Below are 19,767 nucleotides of genomic sequence, written 5' to 3'. Positions count from 1 at the left end.
CATAGGCGCAGAACAACTCAAGGCATGCGCTTATCAGCGGCCATGCCCTCGCTGTCTCAGGATCCCATTCTGCGTCATACTCGGCAGACCTATTGCCCGGTCCTCGCCATGCGTCCACTGCTCCCCATTACCTTGGTCTTGCTGCTCGCCGCCTGTGGCGATGGCGAATCGCTGCTTCCGCCGGACGCACGCTTGCCTGACGGCGGGCGTTACCGGGGGCAGGTGGTCGATGGCTTGCTGCAGGGCGAGGGCCGTATCGACTACCCCAACGGCAGCTGGTACGCCGGCGGCTTCAAGGACGGCCAGTGGCACGGCCAGGGAGAATGGCACGGCCAGAACGGCGAGGTGTACCGTGGCCAGTTCGCCGGGGGGCTGTTCCAGGGACTGGGCGACCTGACCACGCCGGGCAGCCACTATGCCGGCACCTTCAAGCATGGCCGCCGCGATGGCGAAGGCACGCTCAAGCAAGCCGACCAGACCTACCGTGGCCAGTTCAAGGACGACCTCTACGACGGCGCTGGCGAACTGGAACTGGCCGACGGCAGCCGCTACCAGGGCCTGTTCGCCAAGGGCAAACCCAACGGCGCCGGCGTACGCAGCGATGCCAGCGGCAACCAGTTCAGTGGCCGCTTCGTCAACGGCGAGCTGCAAGGCAGCGGCACCTACGACAGCGTTGACGGTGAACAGTACATCGGCGAGTTCAAGGACAACCGCCTGGAAGGTCGCGGCCGTTACGAAAACGCCGATGGCGATGTGTGGATTGGCGAATTCAAGGATGGCTCATTGATCGGCGAAGGCGAACTGCTGGGCAGCGATGGCAGCCATTACAAAGGCGAGTTCGCCGACTGGCGCCTGTCGGGCCAGGGCAGCCTGCAGCTGGCCGATGGCAGCAAGTACATCGGCGGCTTCCTGAACGATGCCTACCACGGGCATGGGCGATTGATCCTGGCCAGCGGCAAGGTCGAAAGCGGCGTCTGGGTCAATGGCGTGCGGGTACGCGACCAGAACGGCCAGTTGCTACCCGATCCGCTGGACCTGGCCCTGCTCAATCAGGGCCGCCTGCTGGACGAGGCGCTGGCCCGTGTCCCACGCTCAGCCCCATCGATCCAGCTGTACAGCCTGGTGGTGGCCGGGGATGGCCAGCAGAGCGTGTTCCTGCGCGAAGCCGACTACGTCAGCAACATGCTCAAGGTGCGCTTTGGCGCCCGTGGCCAGGTGACCTTGGTCAACCACCGCGACCACATGGCCACCCGCCCCATGGCCACTCGCGAAAACCTTACCCGTGCCGCCCGCACCCTGGCCGAGCGCAGCGGCCCTGAAGACTTGGTGTTCATCTACCTTACCAGCCATGGCAGCCAGGACCATCAACTGGTGCTCGACCAGCCGCGCCTGCAGTTGGCTGACCTTTCCGCCGACGAACTGGCCACTGCCCTGGCGCCGCTCAAGAATCGAGACAAGGTAATCGTCATCTCGGCCTGCTATTCAGGGGGCTACATCGCCCCGCTCAAGGATGAGCGCACGCTGATCATGACGGCGGCCCGGGCCGACCGCGTGTCTTTCGGTTGCTCGGAAGAGGCCGACTTCACCTACTTTGGCGATGCCCTGTTCGCCGAAGCGCTGAACCAGACCGACGACCTCAAACAGGCATTTGAACTGGCACGTACCAGCGTTGCCGAAAGAGAACAAAGGGAAGGCTTCGAGGCCTCCGAGCCGCAGCTGTGGGCGCCGCCCGCCGTGCTTGAGCACTGGCAGCAGCTGCGCCGGCAACAGGCCGAAGAAGCGTTGCGTAACGCCACACAAGCCAGCGCGGGGCGACGAGCGGAAACGCCCGGCAACCGCTAGAATTGTGTGTAACAAGGGAGAGACATCATGTATTTGACGCCTCAGCATGTCCTGCTTGCCGGTGCCACAGGTCTGACGGGTGAACACCTGCTCGACCGCCTGCTCAACGAGCCCACCATCACCCGCGTACTGGCGCCCACTCGCCGGCCGCTGGCCGAGCATCCGCACCTGGAAAACCCGGTGGGCGACCCGGCGGTATTCCTTCCTCAGTTGGCCGGGCGGGTCGATATCGCCTATTGCTGCCTGGGCACCACGCTGAAGCAGGCCGGCTCCGAATCGGCGTTCCGTGCGGTGGACCTGGACATGGTGGTGGCGTTCAGCAAACGTGCCCGGGAAATGGGCGCGCGGCATCTGTTGGTGGTCAGCGCGCTGGGTGCCGACCCGAAATCGTCGATTTTCTACAACCGGGTCAAAGGTGAGATGGAAGAGGCGCTGAAGGCTCAGGACTGGCCGCAGTTGACCATCGTGCGGCCGTCGTTGCTGCTGGGCGAACGCATTCAGCCACGCCTCAGTGAGCAGTTGGTTTCGCCGTTTTCCAAGCTGATACCGGGTAAATACCGGGGGATCGAGGCTTGCACCCTGGCGCGAGCGCTTTGGCGGCTGGCGTTAGAGGAAGAGGACGGGATACGGGTTGTGGAGTCGGATGAGTTGCGCAGGTTGGGCAAGAAATAGGCGTTACCTATGACGGCCTCTTCGCGGGCAGCCCGCGAAAGGGCCGTTACAGGCCACCGGTGGCCTGGAAGCCTACACCGGCTGCTGTCAGTAACGACAACGGCAACAACAGGGTATCGAGCAACATGCTCCCCGGCAGGTCCAGCCCAGGATAGGCTGGTGCATCAGCCCCGTAGTGATCTCGCGGGCAACACCCACCATTGATTACGTACAAATCCAGCCGGGTGCCGGCATACACCACCGGCGCCCCGGGCTTGGCGGCATCCAGCGTGCGTACCGTGGCGCAGCCCCCCAGCATAACCAGCGCCAGCACCCCCACCAACGCTCGCTTCAATCATCCACCCCAAAGTGGTGCTCACCCCAGCGTGGCAACATGTCCTGGGGAATGTTCAGCAGGTTGAGAATACGCGCCACGACAAAGTCGACCAGGTCGTCGATGGTCTGCGGCTGGTGGTAGAAGCCCGGTGCCGCCGGCAGGATCACCGCGCCCATCTGCGACAGCTTGAGCATGTTTTCCAGGTGGATGGTGGAAAACGGGGCTTCGCGTGGCACCAGGATCAGTTGCCGACGCTCCTTGAGGGTAACGTCGGCAGCGCGTTCGATCAGGTTGTTGCAGGCACCGGTGGCAATGGCCGACAAGGTGCCAGTGGAACAAGGCACTACCACCATCGCCGCCGGGGCACCGGAGCCGGAGGCCACCGGCGACATCCAGTCTTCCTTGCCATACACGCGGATCTGCCCGTCGGCGGCGCCGGTGTATTCGGTTAGGAAGGCCTGCATCGCCTGGGGCTTGGCCGGCAACAGCACGTCGGTCTCGGTGGCCATTACCAGTTGCGCGGCCTTGGAGATCAGGAAGTGCACTTCGCGGTCTTCGCGCACCAGGCAATCGAGCAGGCGCAGGCCATACTGGGCGCCCGAGGCGCCCGTCATGGCCAGGGTGATGCGTTCCGGCCCGCTCACTTCAGCGCCTCGGCCAGTTTGCCGTGCAGGCCGCCAAAGCCGCCGTTGCTCATGATCACCACATGAGTGCCCGGGCGGGCCTGGCCCTTGACCCGCTCGATGATCGCGTCAAGGCTGTCGGCTACCACACTCGGGACCTTGCACTGCGCGGCGGTGGCCGCCAGGTCCCAGCCGAGGTTGGCCGGGGCGTACCAGATCACCTGGTCGGCGTCGTTGACGCTCTCTGGCAAACCGTCACGGTGGGCGCCCAGCTTCATCGAGTTGGAGCGTGGTTCGATCACGGCAATCACCGGGGCCTCGCCAACACGCTTGCGCAGGCCATCGAGGGTGGTGGCGATGGCAGTCGGGTGGTGGGCGAAATCATCGTAGATGGTCACGCCCTGCACTTCGGCCACCTTTTCCATGCGCCGTTTTACGCTCTTGAACGCGCTGAGGCCTTCGATGCCCATGGCCGGGGCCACGCCGACATGGCGGGCGGCGGCCAGGGTGGCCAGCGCGTTGGCAACGTTGTGCTGGCCCGTCAGTGCCCAGTCCACCACGCCTTGCGCTTCGCCTTCGAACAACACTTCGAAACGCGAGCCGTCTGGGCTGAGCAGGCGCGCCTGCCACTGGCCACCAACGCCTGTGGTCTGCACCGGGGTCCAGCAGCCCATGCCGATCACCCGCTCCAGCGCTTGCTCGGTGGTAGGGTGAATCACCAGGCCTTCGCTCGGAATGGTGCGTACCAGGTGGTGGAACTGCCGCTCGATCGAGGCCAGGTCCGGGAAGATGTCCGCGTGGTCGAACTCAAGGTTGTTGAGGATCGCGGTACGCGGGTGGTAATGCACGAACTTCGAGCGCTTGTCGAAGAAGGCGCTGTCGTACTCGTCGGCTTCGACGACGAAGAACGGCGTGTCGCCCAGGCGGGCCGATACCGAGAAATTCTGCGGCACACCGCCAATCAGGAAGCCCGGGCTCATGCCGGCGTGCTCCAGCACCCAGGCCAGCATGCTGCTGGTGGTGGTCTTGCCGTGGGTACCGGCAACAGCCAGCACCCAGCGGCCTTGCAGCACATGGTCAGCCAGCCACTGCGGGCCGGAAACATAGGGCAGGCCCTTGTTCAGCACGTATTCCACTGCCGGGTTGCCGCGTGACATGGCGTTGCCGATGACCACCAGGTCGGGTGCCGGGTCCAGCTGGGCCGGGTCATAGCCTTGGGTCAGTTCGATGCCCTGGGCTTCGAGCTGAGTGCTCATCGGGGGATAGACGTTGGCGTCCGAGCCGGTGACGCGATGGCCAAGTTCCTTGGCCAGCACCGCCAGCGAGCCCATGAAAGTGCCGCAAATACCGAGAATGTGAATATGCATGGTCGACCTCGCAAAACATCGAGGCAGGGTAGCCCAGGGCGCGACAAATCGCACCCGCTGTTTCGCTCAGTCGGCCCTCGCAATGCCGTGTTTGCGCAGTTTTCGATACAAGGTATTGCGGCTGATGCCCAGATGCTCGGCGACACGGGTCAAGTGCCAGTGTTTTGCCTCCAGGGTCGCCATCAGCGCTTGGCGCTCGGCATCCTCCAACACAACTGGCCCTATCACCGGCAAGCCAGATCCCACAGGGTTTGCACGCCCCTCAGGCTTGGTGCAGTACCTGTGGGAGCTGGCTTGCCGGCGATCGAGGGCGAAGCCCTCGCGAACAATAGCGGGGAGATCCGAGAACTCGATTCGGGCGTTCTCGCAAAGCGCCACCAAGGTACGCAGCACGTTGCGCATCTGCCGCACATTACCCGGCCAGGCAAAGTCCAGCAGCGCCTGACGCGCCCTGGGCTCCAGTTCGACACGTTGCCCCTGCGCCTCCTGATGCAACAAAAAGTCCAGCAGCTGTGTTTTGTCACTGCGCTCACGCACCGCCGGCAACGCCACCTCCAGGCCATTCAGGCGGTAATACAGGTCCTCACGGAAACTGCCCTGCTCCACCCGCTCCAGCAAGTCGCGGTGGGTGGCGCTGACAATACGGACATCCACCGCTTGCGGCTCGCCACCGATGGGCACCACCTGGCGCTCTTCCAGTACCCGCAGCAGGCGGGTTTGCAAGGCCAGCGGCATGTCGCCGATCTCGTCCAGCAGCAAGGTGCCGCCATCGGCCTGCAGCAGCTTGCCGCGCATGCCTTCTTTGCGTGCTCCGGTAAAACTGCCGCCTCGGTAACCGAACAACTCGCTCTCGATCAGGCTTTCCGGGATCGAGGCACAGTTGATGGCGATGAACGGCTTGCCGCGTCGCCCGCTGGCCTGGTGCACGGCCTGGGCAAACGCTTCTTTGCCACAACCGGTTTCACCACGTAGCAACAGCGGCACGTCACGCTCGAACACCCGTACGCTGCGGCGGAATTCGTTCTGCAGAGCCGGGTCGAGCAGGCAGATGGCCGGTTCCATCGGGTGCATGGGCAAGGGTTGCGCAACAGGCACCGACCACACGGGCGCACGGGCCTTGCCGCGCAGGCTGGCAAACACTTGGCGACCGTCCAGCGTATGCAGCGGCCAGACCGTGCTGCCAGCGGGGGTGGCGCGGCTGAACAGTTCGTCGTGGCTACAGGCAAAAAAACGCTCCACGTGTTTGCCCAGCACGCCACCGCGCACGCTGCCCAGCAGGTTCAACGCGCTCTGGTTGGCAGCACAAATCCGCCCATCGCCGTCGAACGCCAGCAGGCCTTCGCTGAACAGGCCGACCGACTCGGCCTGCAGGTGAAAACGCAACAGCCACTGCTGCTCGAAGTGGCGCAGGAAATAGCAGCTTTCAATCATCTTCGCCGACAGGTTCACCAGCGCCATGGTGTGGAACTGGCTCTGGCGCGAAACGTCAGGCCGTGCCGATGACACATCCAGCACCGCCAGCAGTTCGCCATGCGGGTCGAACACTGGGCTGGCCGAGCAGGTCAGGCCAGTGTGGCGGCCACGGAAGTGCTCGTTCTGGTGAATGGTCAATGCCTGGCGCTCGACCAGGCAGGTGCCGATGCCGTTGGTGCCCTCGCGCGCCTCGCTCCAGTCGGCGCCCAACCACAGCCCGGCACGCTCGAAGCTGCGCCGCTCGGTGGCCGCGCTGACGCAGTTGAGGATCACCCCGCGGGCGTCGGTCAGCAGTACCGCATGGCCGGCGCCGGAAAGCTGCTGGTGCAGGCTGTTCATTTCATGATCGGCAATTTGCAGCACCTGGCGCAGGCGCTCGCGGCTTTCCAGCAAACGCCCATGCTCAAGCACCACGGGCGCCTCGATCACCGAAGGGTCGAGGTGGTAGTCCTCCAGGCAGCGCAGCCAGGAGCGGGCAATGGACGGGTCACTGCCCCCCTCCCCGGCCCCACCATGGGCAACGGTATGCACTTGCTGGGCATGGCGAATGAAAGGATTGCTCTGCATTTGTTGTAGTTCTCCGCAGATAGAGAGTTCCGCCAGCATCCTCCACCCGGGAAGCCTTTGCAATGCACCCGCCTGTGACGTGTCGCAAATGGCACAAAGTGTCACCCCCGCGCGTACCGGGGCTGGTACAGCGGCCAATCACAGGGCCTTGGTAGCTGACCCAAGTCATTGATTTGACTGGCGTGCGAAACGCTGGCCCAACCTTTGCTCTACGCTTTGCAACTCCTCAACAAACATAACAGCCAGGAGACACACCATGCGTTACGCACATCCCGGTACCGAGGGCGCGAAGGTTTCCTTCAAGAGCCGCTACGGCAACTACATCGGTGGCGAGTTCGTAGCTCCGGTCAAGGGGCAGTACTTTGAAAACACGTCCCCGGTGAATGGCAAACTGATCGCCGAATTCCCCCGTTCCACTGCCGAAGACATCGATAAGGCGCTCGACGCCGCCCACGCCGCTGCCGACGCCTGGGGCCGCACTTCAGTGCAGGACCGCTCCAACGTGCTGTTGAAGATCGCCGACCGCATCGAGCAAAACCTCGAACTGCTGGCGATTACCGAAACCTGGGACAACGGCAAGCCGGTCCGCGAAACCCTCAACGCCGACATCCCGCTGGCGGTCGACCACTTCCGCTACTTCGCCGGCTGCATCCGCGCCCAGGAAGGCGGTGCTGCCGAAATCAACGAAGGCACCGTGGCCTACCACATTCACGAACCGCTGGGCGTGGTCGGGCAGATCATCCCGTGGAACTTCCCGATCCTGATGGCCGCCTGGAAACTTGCCCCGGCACTGGCCGCGGGCAACTGCGTGGTGCTCAAGCCTGCCGAACAGACCCCGCTGGGCATCACCGTGCTGGTCGAACTGATTGGCGACCTGCTGCCAAAAGGCGTGCTCAACGTGGTGCAAGGCTTTGGCCGCGAAGCCGGTGAAGCCCTGGCCACCAGCAAGCGCATCGCCAAGATCGCCTTCACCGGCTCCACCCCGGTGGGCTCGCACATCATGAAATGCGCAGCCGAAAACATCATTCCATCCACCGTGGAACTGGGCGGCAAGTCGCCGAACGTGTACTTCGAAGACATCATGCAAGCCGAGCCGAGTTTCATCGAGAAGGCGGCCGAAGGCATGGTGCTGGCGTTCTTCAACCAGGGCGAAGTGTGTACCTGCCCATCCCGGGCACTGGTACAGGAGTCGATCTACCCGCAGTTCATGGAAGTGGTGATGAAGAAGGTGCTGCAGATCAAACGCGGCGACCCGCTGGACACCGACACCATGGTCGGCGCCCAGGCTTCGCAACAGCAGTTCGAGAAGATCCTCTCGTACCTGCAGATCGCCCAGGACGAAGGTGCCGAGCTGCTGACCGGCGGCAAGGTGGAAAAACTGGAAGGCTCGCTGGCCACCGGTTACTACATCCAGCCGACCCTGCTCAAGGGCAACAACAAGATGCGCGTGTTCCAGGAAGAAATCTTCGGCCCGGTGGTCAGCGTCACCACCTTCAAGGACGAAGCCGAAGCCCTGGCGATTGCCAACGACACCGAGTTCGGCCTGGGTGCCGGCGTGTGGACCCGCGATATCAACCGTGCCTACCGCATGGGCCGTGGGATCAAGGCTGGCCGCGTATGGACCAACTGCTACCACCTGTACCCGGCGCATGCGGCGTTCGGCGGCTACAAGAAGTCCGGTGTTGGCCGTGAGACCCACAAGATGATGCTGGACCACTATCAGCAAACCAAGAACTTGCTGGTGAGCTACGACATTAACCCGCTGGGCTTCTTCTAAGCCCGTCAGCCAGAGCGGTTCGCGTTCACGAACCGCTCTGGCTCGCTTCCTGCAGTACCCATCACCATCGGCCCGGAACCCTTCCGGCCACCAAGAAAAAGAACAGGTGAAACTATGCCAAGCGATCATTCCGCCGGCTCGCCGGCAGGCTCTTCTGTCGACTTCGAAAAAGTCGGCTCGGACTATTTCCAGCAACGTGAACTGAAAAAAGGCGCCGCCGGCTGGGTACTGCTGGTCGGCCTGGGCGTGGCTTACGTCATTTCCGGCGACTATGCCGGCTGGAACTTCGGCTTGGCCCAAGGCGGCTGGGGCGGCATGTTCCTCGCCACCTTGCTGATGGCCACCATGTACCTGTGCATGTGCTTTTCGCTGGCCGAGCTGTCGTCGATGATCCCTACCGCAGGCGGCGGCTACGGCTTTGCCCGCAGCGCCTTCGGCCCGTGGGGCGGCTTTCTGACCGGTACGGCGATCCTGATCGAATACGCCATCGCCCCTGCCGCCATTGCCGTGTTCATCGGCGCTTATTGCCAGTCACTGTTCGGCATCGGCGGCTGGATGATCTACCTGGCGTTCTACATCGTGTTCATCGGCATCCACATCTTCGGTGTGGGGGAAGCGTTGAAGCTGATGTTCATCATCACCGCCATCGCCGCCATCGCCCTGGCGGTGTTCCTGGTGAGCATGGTGCCCCATTTTGATGCAGCCAACCTGTTCGACATCGCCAAAACGGACGCGGTGGGCGCCAGCAGCTTCCTGCCGTTCGGTTATGTGGGCGTGTGGGCGGCCATTCCTTATGCCATCTGGTTCTTCCTGGCTGTCGAAGGTGTGCCGCTGGCCGCCGAAGAAACCAAGAACCCCAAGCGTGACCTGCCACGCGGCCTGATCGGTGCCATGCTGGTACTGTTGGCCTTCGCCCTGCTGATTCTGGTAGTCGGCCCCGGCGGTGCAGGCTCCGAAGCACTGAAAGCGTCCGGTAACCCGCTGGTCGAGGCACTGTCCAAAGCCTATGGCGGCAGTACCTGGATGGGCGGTTTCGTCAACCTGGTCGGCCTGGCCGGGCTGATCGCCAGCTTCTTCTCGATCATCTACGCCTATTCCCGGCAGATCTTCGCCCTGTCCCGCGCCGGCTACCTGCCGCGCAAGCTGTCGGAAACCAACAAAAGCAAGGCACCGGTACTGGCCTTGATCATCCCCGGCATCATCGGCTTTGCCCTGTCGCTGACCGGCCAGGGTGACCTGCTGATTCTGGTAGCCGTATTCGGCGCTACCCTTTCTTACGTGCTGATGATGGCCGCACACATCACCCTGCGCATCCGCCGGCCGAAGATGGAGCGCCCATACCGCACCCCCGGTGGCATCTTTACCTCGGGCGTCGCGCTGGTGCTGGCCTGCATCGCTGTGGTTGCCGGCTTCCTGGTCGACCCACGGGTGGTGATTGGCGCCGCAGTGATCTATGCGGTATTAATTGCCTACTTTGCTTTCTACAGCCGCCACCACCTGGTTGCGGGCACACCGGAAGAGGAATTCGCCGCGATCCAGAAGGCCGAAGAGGCCCTGCACTGATTGCCGCCACCCGCCGCAGGGCAACCTGCGGCTCTGGAGATTCTGTATGGCAAGTTTCGTACACACGGTCGGCCACCTGGTCTACCGCTTCGACAGCCTCAAGGAAGTGATGGCCAAGGCCAGCCCGGCACGCTCCGGGGACTACCTGGCAGGCGTTGCGGCCAGCAACGACGGCGAACGCGTCGCTGCGCAGATGGCGCTGGCCAATATCCCGCTGACGCATTTTCTCAATGAAGCGCTGATCCCTTACGAAGATGACGAGGTTACCCGCCTTATCGTCGATACCCACGATGCCCAGGCGTTCGCACCGGTCAGCCACCTGACTGTGGGCGGCCTGCGTGACTGGCTGCTGAGCGAAGAGGCTGATGAAGACAGCCTGCGCGCCCTGGCGCCCGGGCTGACACCGGAAATGGCAGCAGCAGTCTCGAAGATCATGCGTGTGCAGGACCTGGTGCTGGTGGCGCAGAAGATCCGCGTGGTTACCCGTTTTCGCGGCACCATGGGCCTGCGCGGGCGCCTGTCGACCCGGCTGCAGCCCAACCACCCGACCGACGAGCCGGCCGGTATCGCCGCCAGCATTCTCGATGGCCTGCTGTACGGCAACGGCGATGCCATGATTGGCATCAACCCGGCCACCGACAGCATCGCCTCGATCTGCGCCCTGCTGGAAATGCTCGACGCCATCATCCAGCGCTACGACATCCCTACCCAGGCCTGTGTGCTGACCCACGTCACCACCTCGATCGAGGCGATCAACCGTGGCGTGCCGCTGGACCTGGTGTTCCAGTCCATCGCCGGTACCGAAGCGGCCAACGCCGGGTTTGGCATCAACCTGAACGTACTGCAGGAAGGCTACGAAGCGGGCCTGTCGCTGAAGCGCGGCACCCTCGGGCAAAACCTGATGTACTTCGAAACCGGCCAGGGCAGCGCGCTGTCGGCCAACGCCCACCACGGCGTCGACCAGCAAACCTGCGAAACCCGCGCCTATGCCGTGGCCCGCCACTTCAAGCCGTTTCTGGTCAACACCGTGGTCGGTTTCATCGGCCCGGAGTACCTGTACAACGGCAAGCAGATCATCCGCGCCGGCCTGGAAGACCACTTCTGCGGCAAGCTGCTGGGCGTGCCGATGGGCTGCGATATCTGCTACACCAACCACGCCGAAGCCGACCAGGACGACATGGACACCCTGCTGACCCTGCTGGGGGTGGCCGGGATCAACTTCATCATGGGTATCCCCGGTTCCGACGACATCATGCTCAACTACCAGACCACCTCGTTCCACGACGCGCTGTACGCGCGCCAGACCCTGGGCCTGAAGCCCGGGCCGGAATTCGAAGCGTGGCTGGCCCGCACCGGCATCTTCACCCAGGCCGATGGCCGGGTGCGCTTTGGTGACAACCTGCCGCCGGCCTTCCGCCAGGCCTTGGCACAGCTTGCATAGGGATGACCATGGACCCTCGCACACCTACCCCCGACAACCCTTGGCTGGCCCTGCGCAACCTGACCCCGGCACGCATCGCCCTGGGCCGCACCGGCACCAGCCTGCCAACCGGGGCGCAGCTGGACTTCCAGTTCGCCCATGCCCAGGCCCGAGATGCCGTGCACCTGGCCTTCGACCACGCCGGCCTGGCGACCCAACTGAGTGACCGTGGCCGTGACAGCCTGGTGCTGCACAGTGCCGCTAGCGACCGCCACCAGTACCTGCAGCGCCCGGACCTGGGCCGGCGGCTCAACGAAGACTCGATTGCCACCCTGCGCCAGCACGCACAGGCCAACCCCGGCGGCGTCGACCTGGCCATCGTGGTTGCCGATGGCCTGTCGGCGCTGGCTGTTCATCGCCACACCCTACCGTTCCTGAGCCGTTTCGAGGAGCAAGCGGCCGCTGATGGCTGGACCAGCGCCCCTGTGGTGCTGGTGCAGCAGGGCCGCGTGGCAGTGGCAGACGAGGTCGGCGAATTGCTGGGCGCACGGATGACCGTGATGCTGATCGGCGAACGCCCAGGGCTCAGCTCGCCCGACAGCCTGGGCCTGTATTTCACCTACGCGCCGAAGGTCGGCCTGACCGATGCCTACCGCAACTGTATTTCCAACATCCGCCTGGAGGGCCTGAGCTATGGCATGGCGGCGCACCGCTTGCTGTACTTGATGCGCGAAGCCTGCAAACGCCAGCTTTCCGGGGTGAATCTGAAGGACGAAGCCGAGGTCCATAGCCTGGAAAGTGAAGACAGCGCCATCCAGAAAGGCAACTTCCTGCTCGGCAAAGGGTAAAAAACATGTCACGGAAGGCGGATTGCACTTGTGACGCGCATTGGGCAGCATGCCCTTGAACGCTGCAGGCATTCCGCTGTTTCCCTAAATGGACTCTGAGGGCCGCACATGCGCATCATCAAGGCAACCCTGGAACACCTCGACCTGCTCACGCCACTGTTCGTCAGATACCGTGAGTTCTATGGGCAGCTGCCCTATCCCGACAGCTCGCGCAGCTTTCTGGAAAAGCGCCTGAAACGGGATGAATCGGTGATCTACCTGGCGCTACCGGATGATGACGACAGCAAGCTGATGGGCTTCTGCCAGTTGTACCCCAGCTATTCGTCGCTATCGCTGAAGCGGGTATGGATACTCAACGACATCTACGTGGCCGAAGACTCGCGGCGCATGCTGGTGGCTGACCACCTGATGCGTGAGGCGAAGAAAATGGCGAAAGAGACCAACGCCGTGCGCATGCGGGTTTCGACCAGCGCGGACAACGAAGTTGCGCACAAGACCTACGAATCCATCGGTTTTCGTGAAGACACCGAGTTCAAGAGCTACATCCTGCCAATCAGCCAGGATTGACAGTCCCGACCCTTTCGCGGGCGTGCCCGCGAAAAGGCCAGCACAGGAAGCACCTGCCGTAACCCCCCGCTACAAACTCCCCGGGCATGATCCTGACTTAGCCGTATAATGCCCCACCTGTCATGTGTGAAAATTTACCCATCCCCAGGTAACCGAGCCTACGCCCCAGAACACAGGTGCTGTACATGGATTTCAACCCGCTGGACCTTATCCTGCATCTCGATGCCTACCTCGATCTGCTGGTCACCAATTACGGTCCCTGGATCTACGCCATCCTGTTCACCGTCATTTTCTGTGAAACAGGGCTGGTGGTAATGCCTTTCCTGCCAGGCGATTCGCTGCTGTTCATCGCTGGCGCCGTGGCCGCTGGTGGTGGCATGGACCCGGTGCTGCTGGCCGGCCTGCTGATGGCTGCAGCCATCCTGGGGGACAGTACCAACTACGTGATAGGGCGAACGGCCGGCGAGCGGTTGTTCAACAACCCCAACTCGAAGATCTTCCGCCGCGATTACCTGCAGCGTACCCACGACTTCTACGAACGCCACGGCGGCAAGACCGTGACCATGGCGCGCTTCCTGCCCATCCTGCGTACCTTTGCACCGTTCGTCGCCGGCATCGCGCACATGCATTACCCACGCTTCCTCGGCTTCAGCATCGCCGGTTCGCTGCTGTGGGTGGGAGGCCTGGTTACCCTGGGTTACTTCTTCGGTAACGTGCCGTTCATCAAGCAACACCTGTCGCTGATGGTGGTGGGCATCATCATCCTGTCGCTGGTGCCGATGATCCTCGGCCTGCTGCGCGGCCGCCTGGGCCGGGCCGCCAAGGCTCACTGACCGCCACTCATGTGGTCGTTCAGCGCCTGGCGGCGCAAGCGCACCCTGGCGCGCTACCCTATTTCCCCCCAGCAATGGCAGGCCGTACGCGAGCGCCTGCCGATGCTGGACGGCATCAGTGACGCCGAAGACCACTGGCTGCGCGAAGCCTGCATCCTGTTCCTGCTCGACAAGCACCTCACCTGCCTGCCCGGCGTCGAACTGGACGACGAGCAGCGCCTGCTGCTGGCCGCCCAGGCGCAACTGCCACTGCTGCACCTGGGCGAGCTGAACTGGTACCAGGGTTTCCACGAAATCATCCTGTACCCCGACGACTTCAAAAGCCCCCAGCGCCACCGCGATGCCAGTGGCGTGGAGCACGTCTGGGACGGCGAGCACAGCGGCGAAGCCTGGCAGCAGGGGCCGATCATCCTGGCCTGGAACGGCGTGCTGGCCAGTGGCGGCTGGGAGGCCTACAACCTCGTCATCCATGAGCTGGCGCACAAGCTCGACATGCTCAATGGCGATGCCAACGGCCTGCCCCCGCTGCACAGCGGCATGCCGGTGGATGAGTGGGCAACGGCCATGCAACAAGCCTACGACGACCTCAACCGCCAGCTGGACGCCAACCCCGACGCAGAAACCGCCATCGACCCCTATGCCGCGGAAAACCCGGCGGAGTTCTTTGCGGTCACCAGCGAATACTTCTTTAGTGCCCCCGACCTGCTGCAGCAGGCTTATCCATTGGTCTACCGCCAGTTGTCGCTGTTCTACCGGCAAGACCCGCTGGCGCGCCTGCGCCAGCTACAGGCCGAACACCCCGAATACCGCGAAAGCCAGGCCTGACGGGGCCGCACATCAGGCCAGGCGTGGCATGCCCCGGCAGAATGTGCCTATAATCGCCGCCACTTTTTCGGTCAAACATGGGGGCACTGCCCAATGAGCTACAGCAAGATTCCGGCGGGCAAAGACCTGCCGAACGACATCTACGTCGCCATCGAGATCCCGGCCAACCACGCGCCGATCAAATACGAAATCGACAAGGACAGCGACACCCTGTTCGTCGACCGTTTCATGGCTACCCCAATGTTCTACCCAGCCAACTACGGCTTCATTCCGAACACCCTGGCTGACGACGGTGATCCGCTGGACGTGCTGGTTGTTACCCCTTACCCGGTAGCGCCAGGCTCGGTTATCCGCGCCCGTCCGGTTGGCGTGCTGAACATGACCGACGACGGCGGCGGCGACGCCAAGGTCATCGCTGTTCCTCACGACAAGCTGTCGCAGCTGTACGTTGACGTGAAGGAATACACCGACCTGCCAGCCCTGCTGATCCAGCAGATCGAGCACTTCTTTGCCAACTACAAAGATCTCGAGAAGGGCAAGTGGGTCAAGATCGAAGGTTGGGAAGGCGCCGACGCCGCCCGTGCCGCGATCACCAAATCGGTTGCTGCCTACAAGGGCTGATACCGGTTGCAGGAAGAACCCCGCCATGGCGGGGTTTTTTTATGCCTGAATGGGCGATGCTCAGGGTGCTGGTAATAAATCCTACGCAGTCCTACATCAACTCCCTACAAACCACCTCTTTTCGTACAACCCCTGTCAACACCCGGTTCATATCCTTGCTGACACCTCCGCCGCTACACTCGCTACCATGAACACTTCCGGCGACCGCCTCAAAGCCCTGCTCCACGAATGTGGCCTGACCCCTTCCGATTTTGCCGCCCAACGCAGCGTCACACCGCAGCACGTCAACAACTGGTTCAAACGTGGTGTGCCTTTGGCCCGGCTGGACGAACTGGCCGACTTGTTCTGTGTGCACCGCCGTTGGCTACGCACCGGAGAAGGGCCCAAACATCCCAACCCGATCCTGCGCAGCGGCGCGCCCCGGCCGACGCCCGTCAACCCGCCCTCTCCGCTGTCGGTGGAACATGGCCGGGCAGTGAAGGTGCCTTACTACCAGTTGCAACAAGGCCAGCTGTCGCCGGTGGCCAGCAAACACCTGCGCTTGCCGGCAAAAGCCTTGAGGGGGCTGGGTGTGCATGCTGCCAATGCGATCTGCCTGGCAATGCCGGCCAGCAACATGCTGCCCCTGATTCCGCTGAATGCCAGCCTGGCCATCGACCTGGGCATGACCCGAGTGGTCGAGGGTGAAACCTATGCCCTGCTGCACAACGGCATGCTCAGGGTGAACAACCTCAGCCTTGGCCAGCACGGTACGCTGTACCTGCACAGCCATGACCGGCGCAACTACGCAGTCGAACGCTACACCCCCGCACAGTGCCAGGCGCAGGGCCTGGAAATTCTTGGCTGGGTGTTTCACTGGTCGCATTTCCGCCAACAGCGGCCTGGCTGAAACACCCTGTGCCATTTTTTTCTGGGCATCCTGCGCGTGCCCTTGTATGCTACGCGGCACATTCAGCCCCGACCGGCGCAAGCCGCGGTCCAGAGGGCTCTGGCGATATCCCACACGGGCATCTGCCATTTCTTTCAGGCCCTTGATGGCCACTCAGTTAAGGCGATTGCGGCTTACCATAAATTAGTCGGAAGCGTCCCCGAGAAGCCGGCCACAAGCCGGCTTTTTAATTGTCCGAAATAATCCTATCCCATCCGAACATCCTGCCGATAGCCTAGCTATCATGCGCGTTTCAGACGCTACCGTGTCCGATGGTGTTCAACGCCATTTGACCTCATCCGACGATGAAGTGGGGGGCCCGATGGGGGGACGAGGGACGACAGGGGAAATCCAATGGGTAAGCTGAATCCGAAACAAGTCGAAAACCTGACCGAACCCGGCACCTATGAAGATGGTGATGGGCTTCGCTTGGTCGTCAAACCTACCGGGCGTAAATCTTGGTTGCTTCGCTACCAACTGGCAGGTCGGCGAAGGGAGATGGGATTGGGCTCATTTCCTGAGGTAAGTCTCAAGAAAGCTAGGCTTGAAGCCAGTGCCAAGCGCAGCCTACTAAGCAACGGAATAGATCCGCTAGCTGCCCGTGACATCGAACGAGCAGCACAGCGCGAAGCTCAGAAAGCAAGTGAGGCGAAACAGCTAAAATTTGAGGCCATCGCGAAAGACTACTGCGATGCACACAGCGCCTCTTGGTCGGATAAGTGGCGCAAAGGCTGGTTACGCAAGCTTGAGCTGTATGCGTTTGAGCACATTGGTAGGCTTCCTGCTGATGAAATTGACACACCTCAAGTACTTAAGGTCCTTCAACCTATCTGGCAGACCAAAACCCGCACAGCCGACGAAGTGCGCGGGCAGATTGAGCAGATTCTAGACGCAGCAAAAGCACGCGGCCTACGCCAGGGAGAAAATCCCGCTCGCTGGCGGGGACACTTGGACAATCTGCTCAGTCGTGCTGAAAAGAAAAAAGCCCGAAAACGAGAGCATTTTGAAGCTCTGCGCTGGCAGGATGTCCCTGCCCTAATGGTCAAACTCAGAGCAAACACCGCGCCAGCGTCGTTGGCCGCTCAGCTCCTGATAATGACAGGCGCACGCGCTCACATGGTGAGATTCGCACGTTGGGACGAGTTCGACCTTAATGCTGCCACCTGGTCTCTTCCTGAAGAGCGCATGAAAATGCGGGTGGCCTTTGTAATCCCACTACCCGATCAAGTCGTGGAGCTAGTTCAACGCATTCCGAGAGAATCAGGATCCCCCTTCCTTTTCCCTGGCCAAGGCAAGACAGGAGTCATGCACGCAAATGCCATACGCACCCTTCTGCATGAAATGGAATACAAACACATTACCCGACACGGCTTTCGGTCTTCATTTCGGGACTGGGCAGGCGAGAGCACAAATTATCCTCGCGAAGTCTGCGAAATGGCGCTTGCTCATGACGAACGCGACCAAACTGAAGGGGCGTACTCTCGCTCTGACTTTCTCGACAAACGACGAGCACTGATGAACGACTGGGCTAAATTCTTACTTTCAAATAAAGACACGCTCCAGCAGCGGGAGGTGAATAATGCTTTTTGAAGAGCTGTCTAATATGTCACCAAGAGACCTCATTTTAAGAACGCGGGAGTCTCTTCGAGATACATATGAAAGCCTTTTTGGAAATACTCAATTTGATGAATTCATCCTCGCGGTCAGGGACGACATAAAAAAAGGTAAGATCACCGAGACTGTGCTTAATAACAAATGGCTAGAGCACATAGCTGTAGATCAAATATCCCCAAGCTACCCTTTCCTTTACGCCTGTGTTCTGAATGAGTTGGCGCAGCAGGCTCTTGACGCTGGAAACCACAATCAGAGCTGGCCTTTAATCGCCCATGCCAGCGCGAGTGCAGAAGGAGCAGCCACCCATACGTTCTATAACACTGTGATTAACACTACAGAAGCTTTAAATCATAACAGAGCAATGGCAGGTGCCAATGCTCGAAATGAAAAGTTCCAAATGGTGAAAGACTACGCTTTAACACTCATGACAGAGAAGCGCCCCAAACACGGCTGGAACGACTTCATGCACGCAGCGGAATCGATTAAAAGTGAACTAGTAAATTTTATTATCTTGGAGAAAGTCAGCCTAAGCCAAGATCTTATTGTAAAAACCCTTCAGAGATGGTTAAAGAAAGATGAGCACTTTCGGAGCGCCGTCACTGAAATAATCCCCACGTTCAAGCTGTAGGTTTACCATCCTCCAGTTCGGGCGATTGCCTAGGTCGCCCCATCTTTTTAATATTTCTTTTAGGCATTTCGCCACGACCAAAAGTTCGAGCTCGGCCCTCAGTTGCAATGCGTATGTAGTACTCCACCTTAGTAAGGTAAACTGCCGCCTTTTGTAGATTTTTACGCATAGACCTATCAGAGTGCTCAACCATGCCAATCCCACAGGCACGGTAATTACCCTTTGCACGGTTGCAGTTATAATACACCCCTCTCCCCTCTGTAGCTCTGCCAACCCAAAGCTCACCAATAGTCCTCGCCCATGCGACGTCCTCACGCAGCCTTGATCCATCTAGAAAAAACACACAGTGATAATGATAAGATTTAGACAACCCAAACTCCAATTTCCACGCATGCCCAAGGAAAGTTTTAGCAGGCAGTTTACGCCTTAACAGTCTTAACAATTTCTCTCGATGCCTTTTAACCTCATCGAAATTTAGAGACTCTCGAAAGCTCCTTTGAGCTAGTAGCTTTGAGTAGCCCAAGTCCACCCTTAGAACTAGCACTCGTGACCGCCTCTCAAAAATCGCATCAATATAACCAAGCAAGCTTTTGTAGTTTTTATTTGAAAGTCGACGATGTGCATTTTGCTCAGACTTAAATGCACACCCTCTAACGATGGATCTTATACGCTCAACCACGTTATTCAGAGACTCTATAACCGCCGAAGGACTACCATCAAAAAGTCGAAGATTCCTGCGATAATAGAAAGCTCTGGCATACTCCTTAGTACACTCAAAAAAAACCTTTACGCCTGGAGTGAAGTCATGGATTGGATAGTAACGCTCTATTTCCTCCCATGCCCACACATTCATTAATAATCGCTTCCCAGTCTTTGTCAAATCAGCCCTAGCCACACCATGACTGATTTTTTCATAGAAATGAACTTCATCACTAGCAGATATTTCCTTTACCAACATTTCTATATCTTTAATTTTCAGTACAGCGTTTCTCTCACCACCAACAGCCATAACGTTAGCATTGTAGGTATCGAAATACGTAATTGTACTTTCCAACAAAGCCGCTTCAACAGACAGAAACTCTTTCTTCTTCATGTTTTAATCTTCATCCGAACCCTTAAATGCCTGTGCTCGATACGCACAGGCTTATGCCCATTCCCCATCGACCAATAAAGCGACAGCAACCATGACACTCACCACAGGAGACTAACATCTCCTGACTCACAGGCATTGACACAGCAACCAATAGCTAATACCCAATTAATATCTAATTATCTAATTCTAA

At 60.5% G+C, this 19,767-nt stretch carries 18 protein-coding genes; 13 read left to right on the top strand and 5 right to left on the bottom strand.

Going from position 1 to position 19,767, the window contains the following annotated elements; genetic code table 11:
• Positions 1-108 precede the first annotated feature (108 nt).
• Together PM2_RS13660 and PM2_RS13655 are read left to right on the top strand one after the other, a co-directional pair.
• Positions 109-1,842: a C13 family peptidase gene (locus PM2_RS13660; RefSeq protein WP_028699131.1), complete on the top strand. Its 1,734-nt coding sequence runs from the start codon at positions 109-111 to the stop codon at positions 1,840-1,842.
• Between the two features lie 27 nt (positions 1,843-1,869).
• The gene (locus PM2_RS13655) at positions 1,870-2,514 is read left to right on the top strand and encodes an oxidoreductase (protein WP_016715385.1); all 645 of its coding nucleotides are present in this window, start codon (positions 1,870-1,872) and stop codon (positions 2,512-2,514) included.
• Positions 2,515-2,560: 46 nt separating this feature from the next.
• Here the strand turns inward: PM2_RS13655 and PM2_RS13650 are convergent, their stop codons facing one another.
• The 4 genes from PM2_RS13650 to PM2_RS13635 form a co-directional block, all read right to left on the bottom strand.
• Positions 2,561-2,848: a YceK/YidQ family lipoprotein gene (locus tag PM2_RS13650; RefSeq protein ID WP_016715384.1), complete on the bottom strand. Its 288-nt coding sequence runs from the start codon at positions 2,846-2,848 to the stop codon at positions 2,561-2,563.
• Positions 2,845-3,474, bottom strand: a complete 630-nt coding sequence (gene ubiX / locus PM2_RS13645; protein WP_016715383.1) for a flavin prenyltransferase UbiX — start codon at positions 3,472-3,474, stop codon at positions 2,845-2,847. The genes PM2_RS13650 and ubiX overlap by 4 nt, the downstream gene beginning before the upstream one ends.
• Positions 3,471-4,820 (bottom strand): UDP-N-acetylmuramate:L-alanyl-gamma-D-glutamyl-meso-diaminopimelate ligase, encoded by a 1,350-nt coding sequence (gene mpl / locus PM2_RS13640; protein ID WP_019097905.1) that lies wholly within the window; start codon positions 4,818-4,820, stop codon positions 3,471-3,473. The genes ubiX and mpl overlap by 4 nt, the downstream gene beginning before the upstream one ends.
• Before the next feature lie 66 nt (positions 4,821-4,886).
• Positions 4,887-6,860 carry a sigma-54-dependent Fis family transcriptional regulator gene (locus PM2_RS13635; RefSeq protein ID WP_028699130.1) on the bottom strand — a complete coding sequence of 658 codons (1,974 nt, stop codon included), beginning with the start codon at positions 6,858-6,860 and terminating at the stop codon, positions 4,887-4,889.
• A gap of 256 nt (positions 6,861-7,116) precedes the next feature.
• Between PM2_RS13635 and exaC the strand changes: the two genes are divergently transcribed.
• The 11 genes from exaC to PM2_RS13580 all read left to right on the top strand — a co-directional run bounded on the left by exaC (position 7,117) and on the right by PM2_RS13580 (position 18,484).
• Positions 7,117-8,637: an acetaldehyde dehydrogenase ExaC gene (gene exaC / locus PM2_RS13630; RefSeq protein WP_016715380.1), complete on the top strand. Its 1,521-nt coding sequence runs from the start codon at positions 7,117-7,119 to the stop codon at positions 8,635-8,637.
• Positions 8,638-8,751: 114 nt separating this feature from the next.
• Complete coding sequence (gene eat / locus PM2_RS13625) at positions 8,752-10,200, top strand: ethanolamine permease (RefSeq protein WP_016715379.1); 1,449 nt, start codon at positions 8,752-8,754, stop codon at positions 10,198-10,200.
• A 46-nt stretch (positions 10,201-10,246) separates the two neighbouring features.
• Complete coding sequence (locus tag PM2_RS13620; RefSeq protein ID WP_016715378.1) at positions 10,247-11,641, top strand: ethanolamine ammonia-lyase subunit EutB; 1,395 nt, start codon at positions 10,247-10,249, stop codon at positions 11,639-11,641.
• Between the two features lie 8 nt (positions 11,642-11,649).
• Positions 11,650-12,468: an ethanolamine ammonia-lyase subunit EutC gene (eutC, locus tag PM2_RS13615; RefSeq protein WP_020371285.1), complete on the top strand. Its 819-nt coding sequence runs from the start codon at positions 11,650-11,652 to the stop codon at positions 12,466-12,468.
• A gap of 108 nt (positions 12,469-12,576) precedes the next feature.
• Positions 12,577-13,035 (top strand): GNAT family N-acetyltransferase, encoded by a 459-nt coding sequence (locus PM2_RS13610; RefSeq protein WP_016715376.1) that lies wholly within the window; start codon positions 12,577-12,579, stop codon positions 13,033-13,035.
• 185 nt (positions 13,036-13,220) lie between these two features.
• Complete coding sequence (locus PM2_RS13605; RefSeq protein WP_016715375.1) at positions 13,221-13,868, top strand: DedA family protein; 648 nt, start codon at positions 13,221-13,223, stop codon at positions 13,866-13,868.
• A gap of 9 nt (positions 13,869-13,877) precedes the next feature.
• Entirely contained in the window at positions 13,878-14,693 is an 816-nt protein-coding gene (locus PM2_RS13600; protein WP_028699129.1) for a M90 family metallopeptidase, read from the top strand.
• A gap of 93 nt (positions 14,694-14,786) precedes the next feature.
• Positions 14,787-15,314: an inorganic diphosphatase gene (gene ppa, locus PM2_RS13595; protein WP_003255365.1), complete on the top strand. Its 528-nt coding sequence runs from the start codon at positions 14,787-14,789 to the stop codon at positions 15,312-15,314.
• Positions 15,315-15,501: 187 nt separating this feature from the next.
• On the top strand, positions 15,502-16,203 hold the full coding sequence (locus PM2_RS13590; protein WP_016715373.1) for a LexA family transcriptional regulator: 702 nt from the start codon (positions 15,502-15,504) through the stop codon (positions 16,201-16,203).
• Positions 16,204-16,596: 393 nt separating this feature from the next.
• On the top strand, positions 16,597-17,832 hold the full coding sequence (locus PM2_RS13585) for a tyrosine-type recombinase/integrase (protein ID WP_042131985.1): 1,236 nt from the start codon (positions 16,597-16,599) through the stop codon (positions 17,830-17,832).
• On the top strand, positions 17,822-18,484 hold the full coding sequence (locus tag PM2_RS13580; protein WP_023093316.1) for a hypothetical protein: 663 nt from the start codon (positions 17,822-17,824) through the stop codon (positions 18,482-18,484). The genes PM2_RS13585 and PM2_RS13580 overlap by 11 nt, the downstream gene beginning before the upstream one ends.
• Here the strand turns inward: PM2_RS13580 and PM2_RS30025 are convergent.
• Positions 18,474-19,577 carry a YagK/YfjJ domain-containing protein gene (locus PM2_RS30025; protein WP_023093315.1) on the bottom strand — a complete coding sequence of 368 codons (1,104 nt, stop codon included), beginning with the start codon at positions 19,575-19,577 and terminating at the stop codon, positions 18,474-18,476. The genes PM2_RS13580 and PM2_RS30025 overlap by 11 nt on opposite strands.
• Positions 19,578-19,767: the final 190 nt, after the last annotated feature.

It is taken from the genome of Pseudomonas monteilii NBRC 103158 = DSM 14164, assembly GCF_000730605.1.
GTDB classification, from domain to species: Bacteria; Pseudomonadota; Gammaproteobacteria; order Pseudomonadales; family Pseudomonadaceae; genus Aquipseudomonas; species Aquipseudomonas monteilii.
Note: the sequence above shows the minus strand (reverse complement) of the source record. Positions and strands in the feature narration are given on the sequence as shown.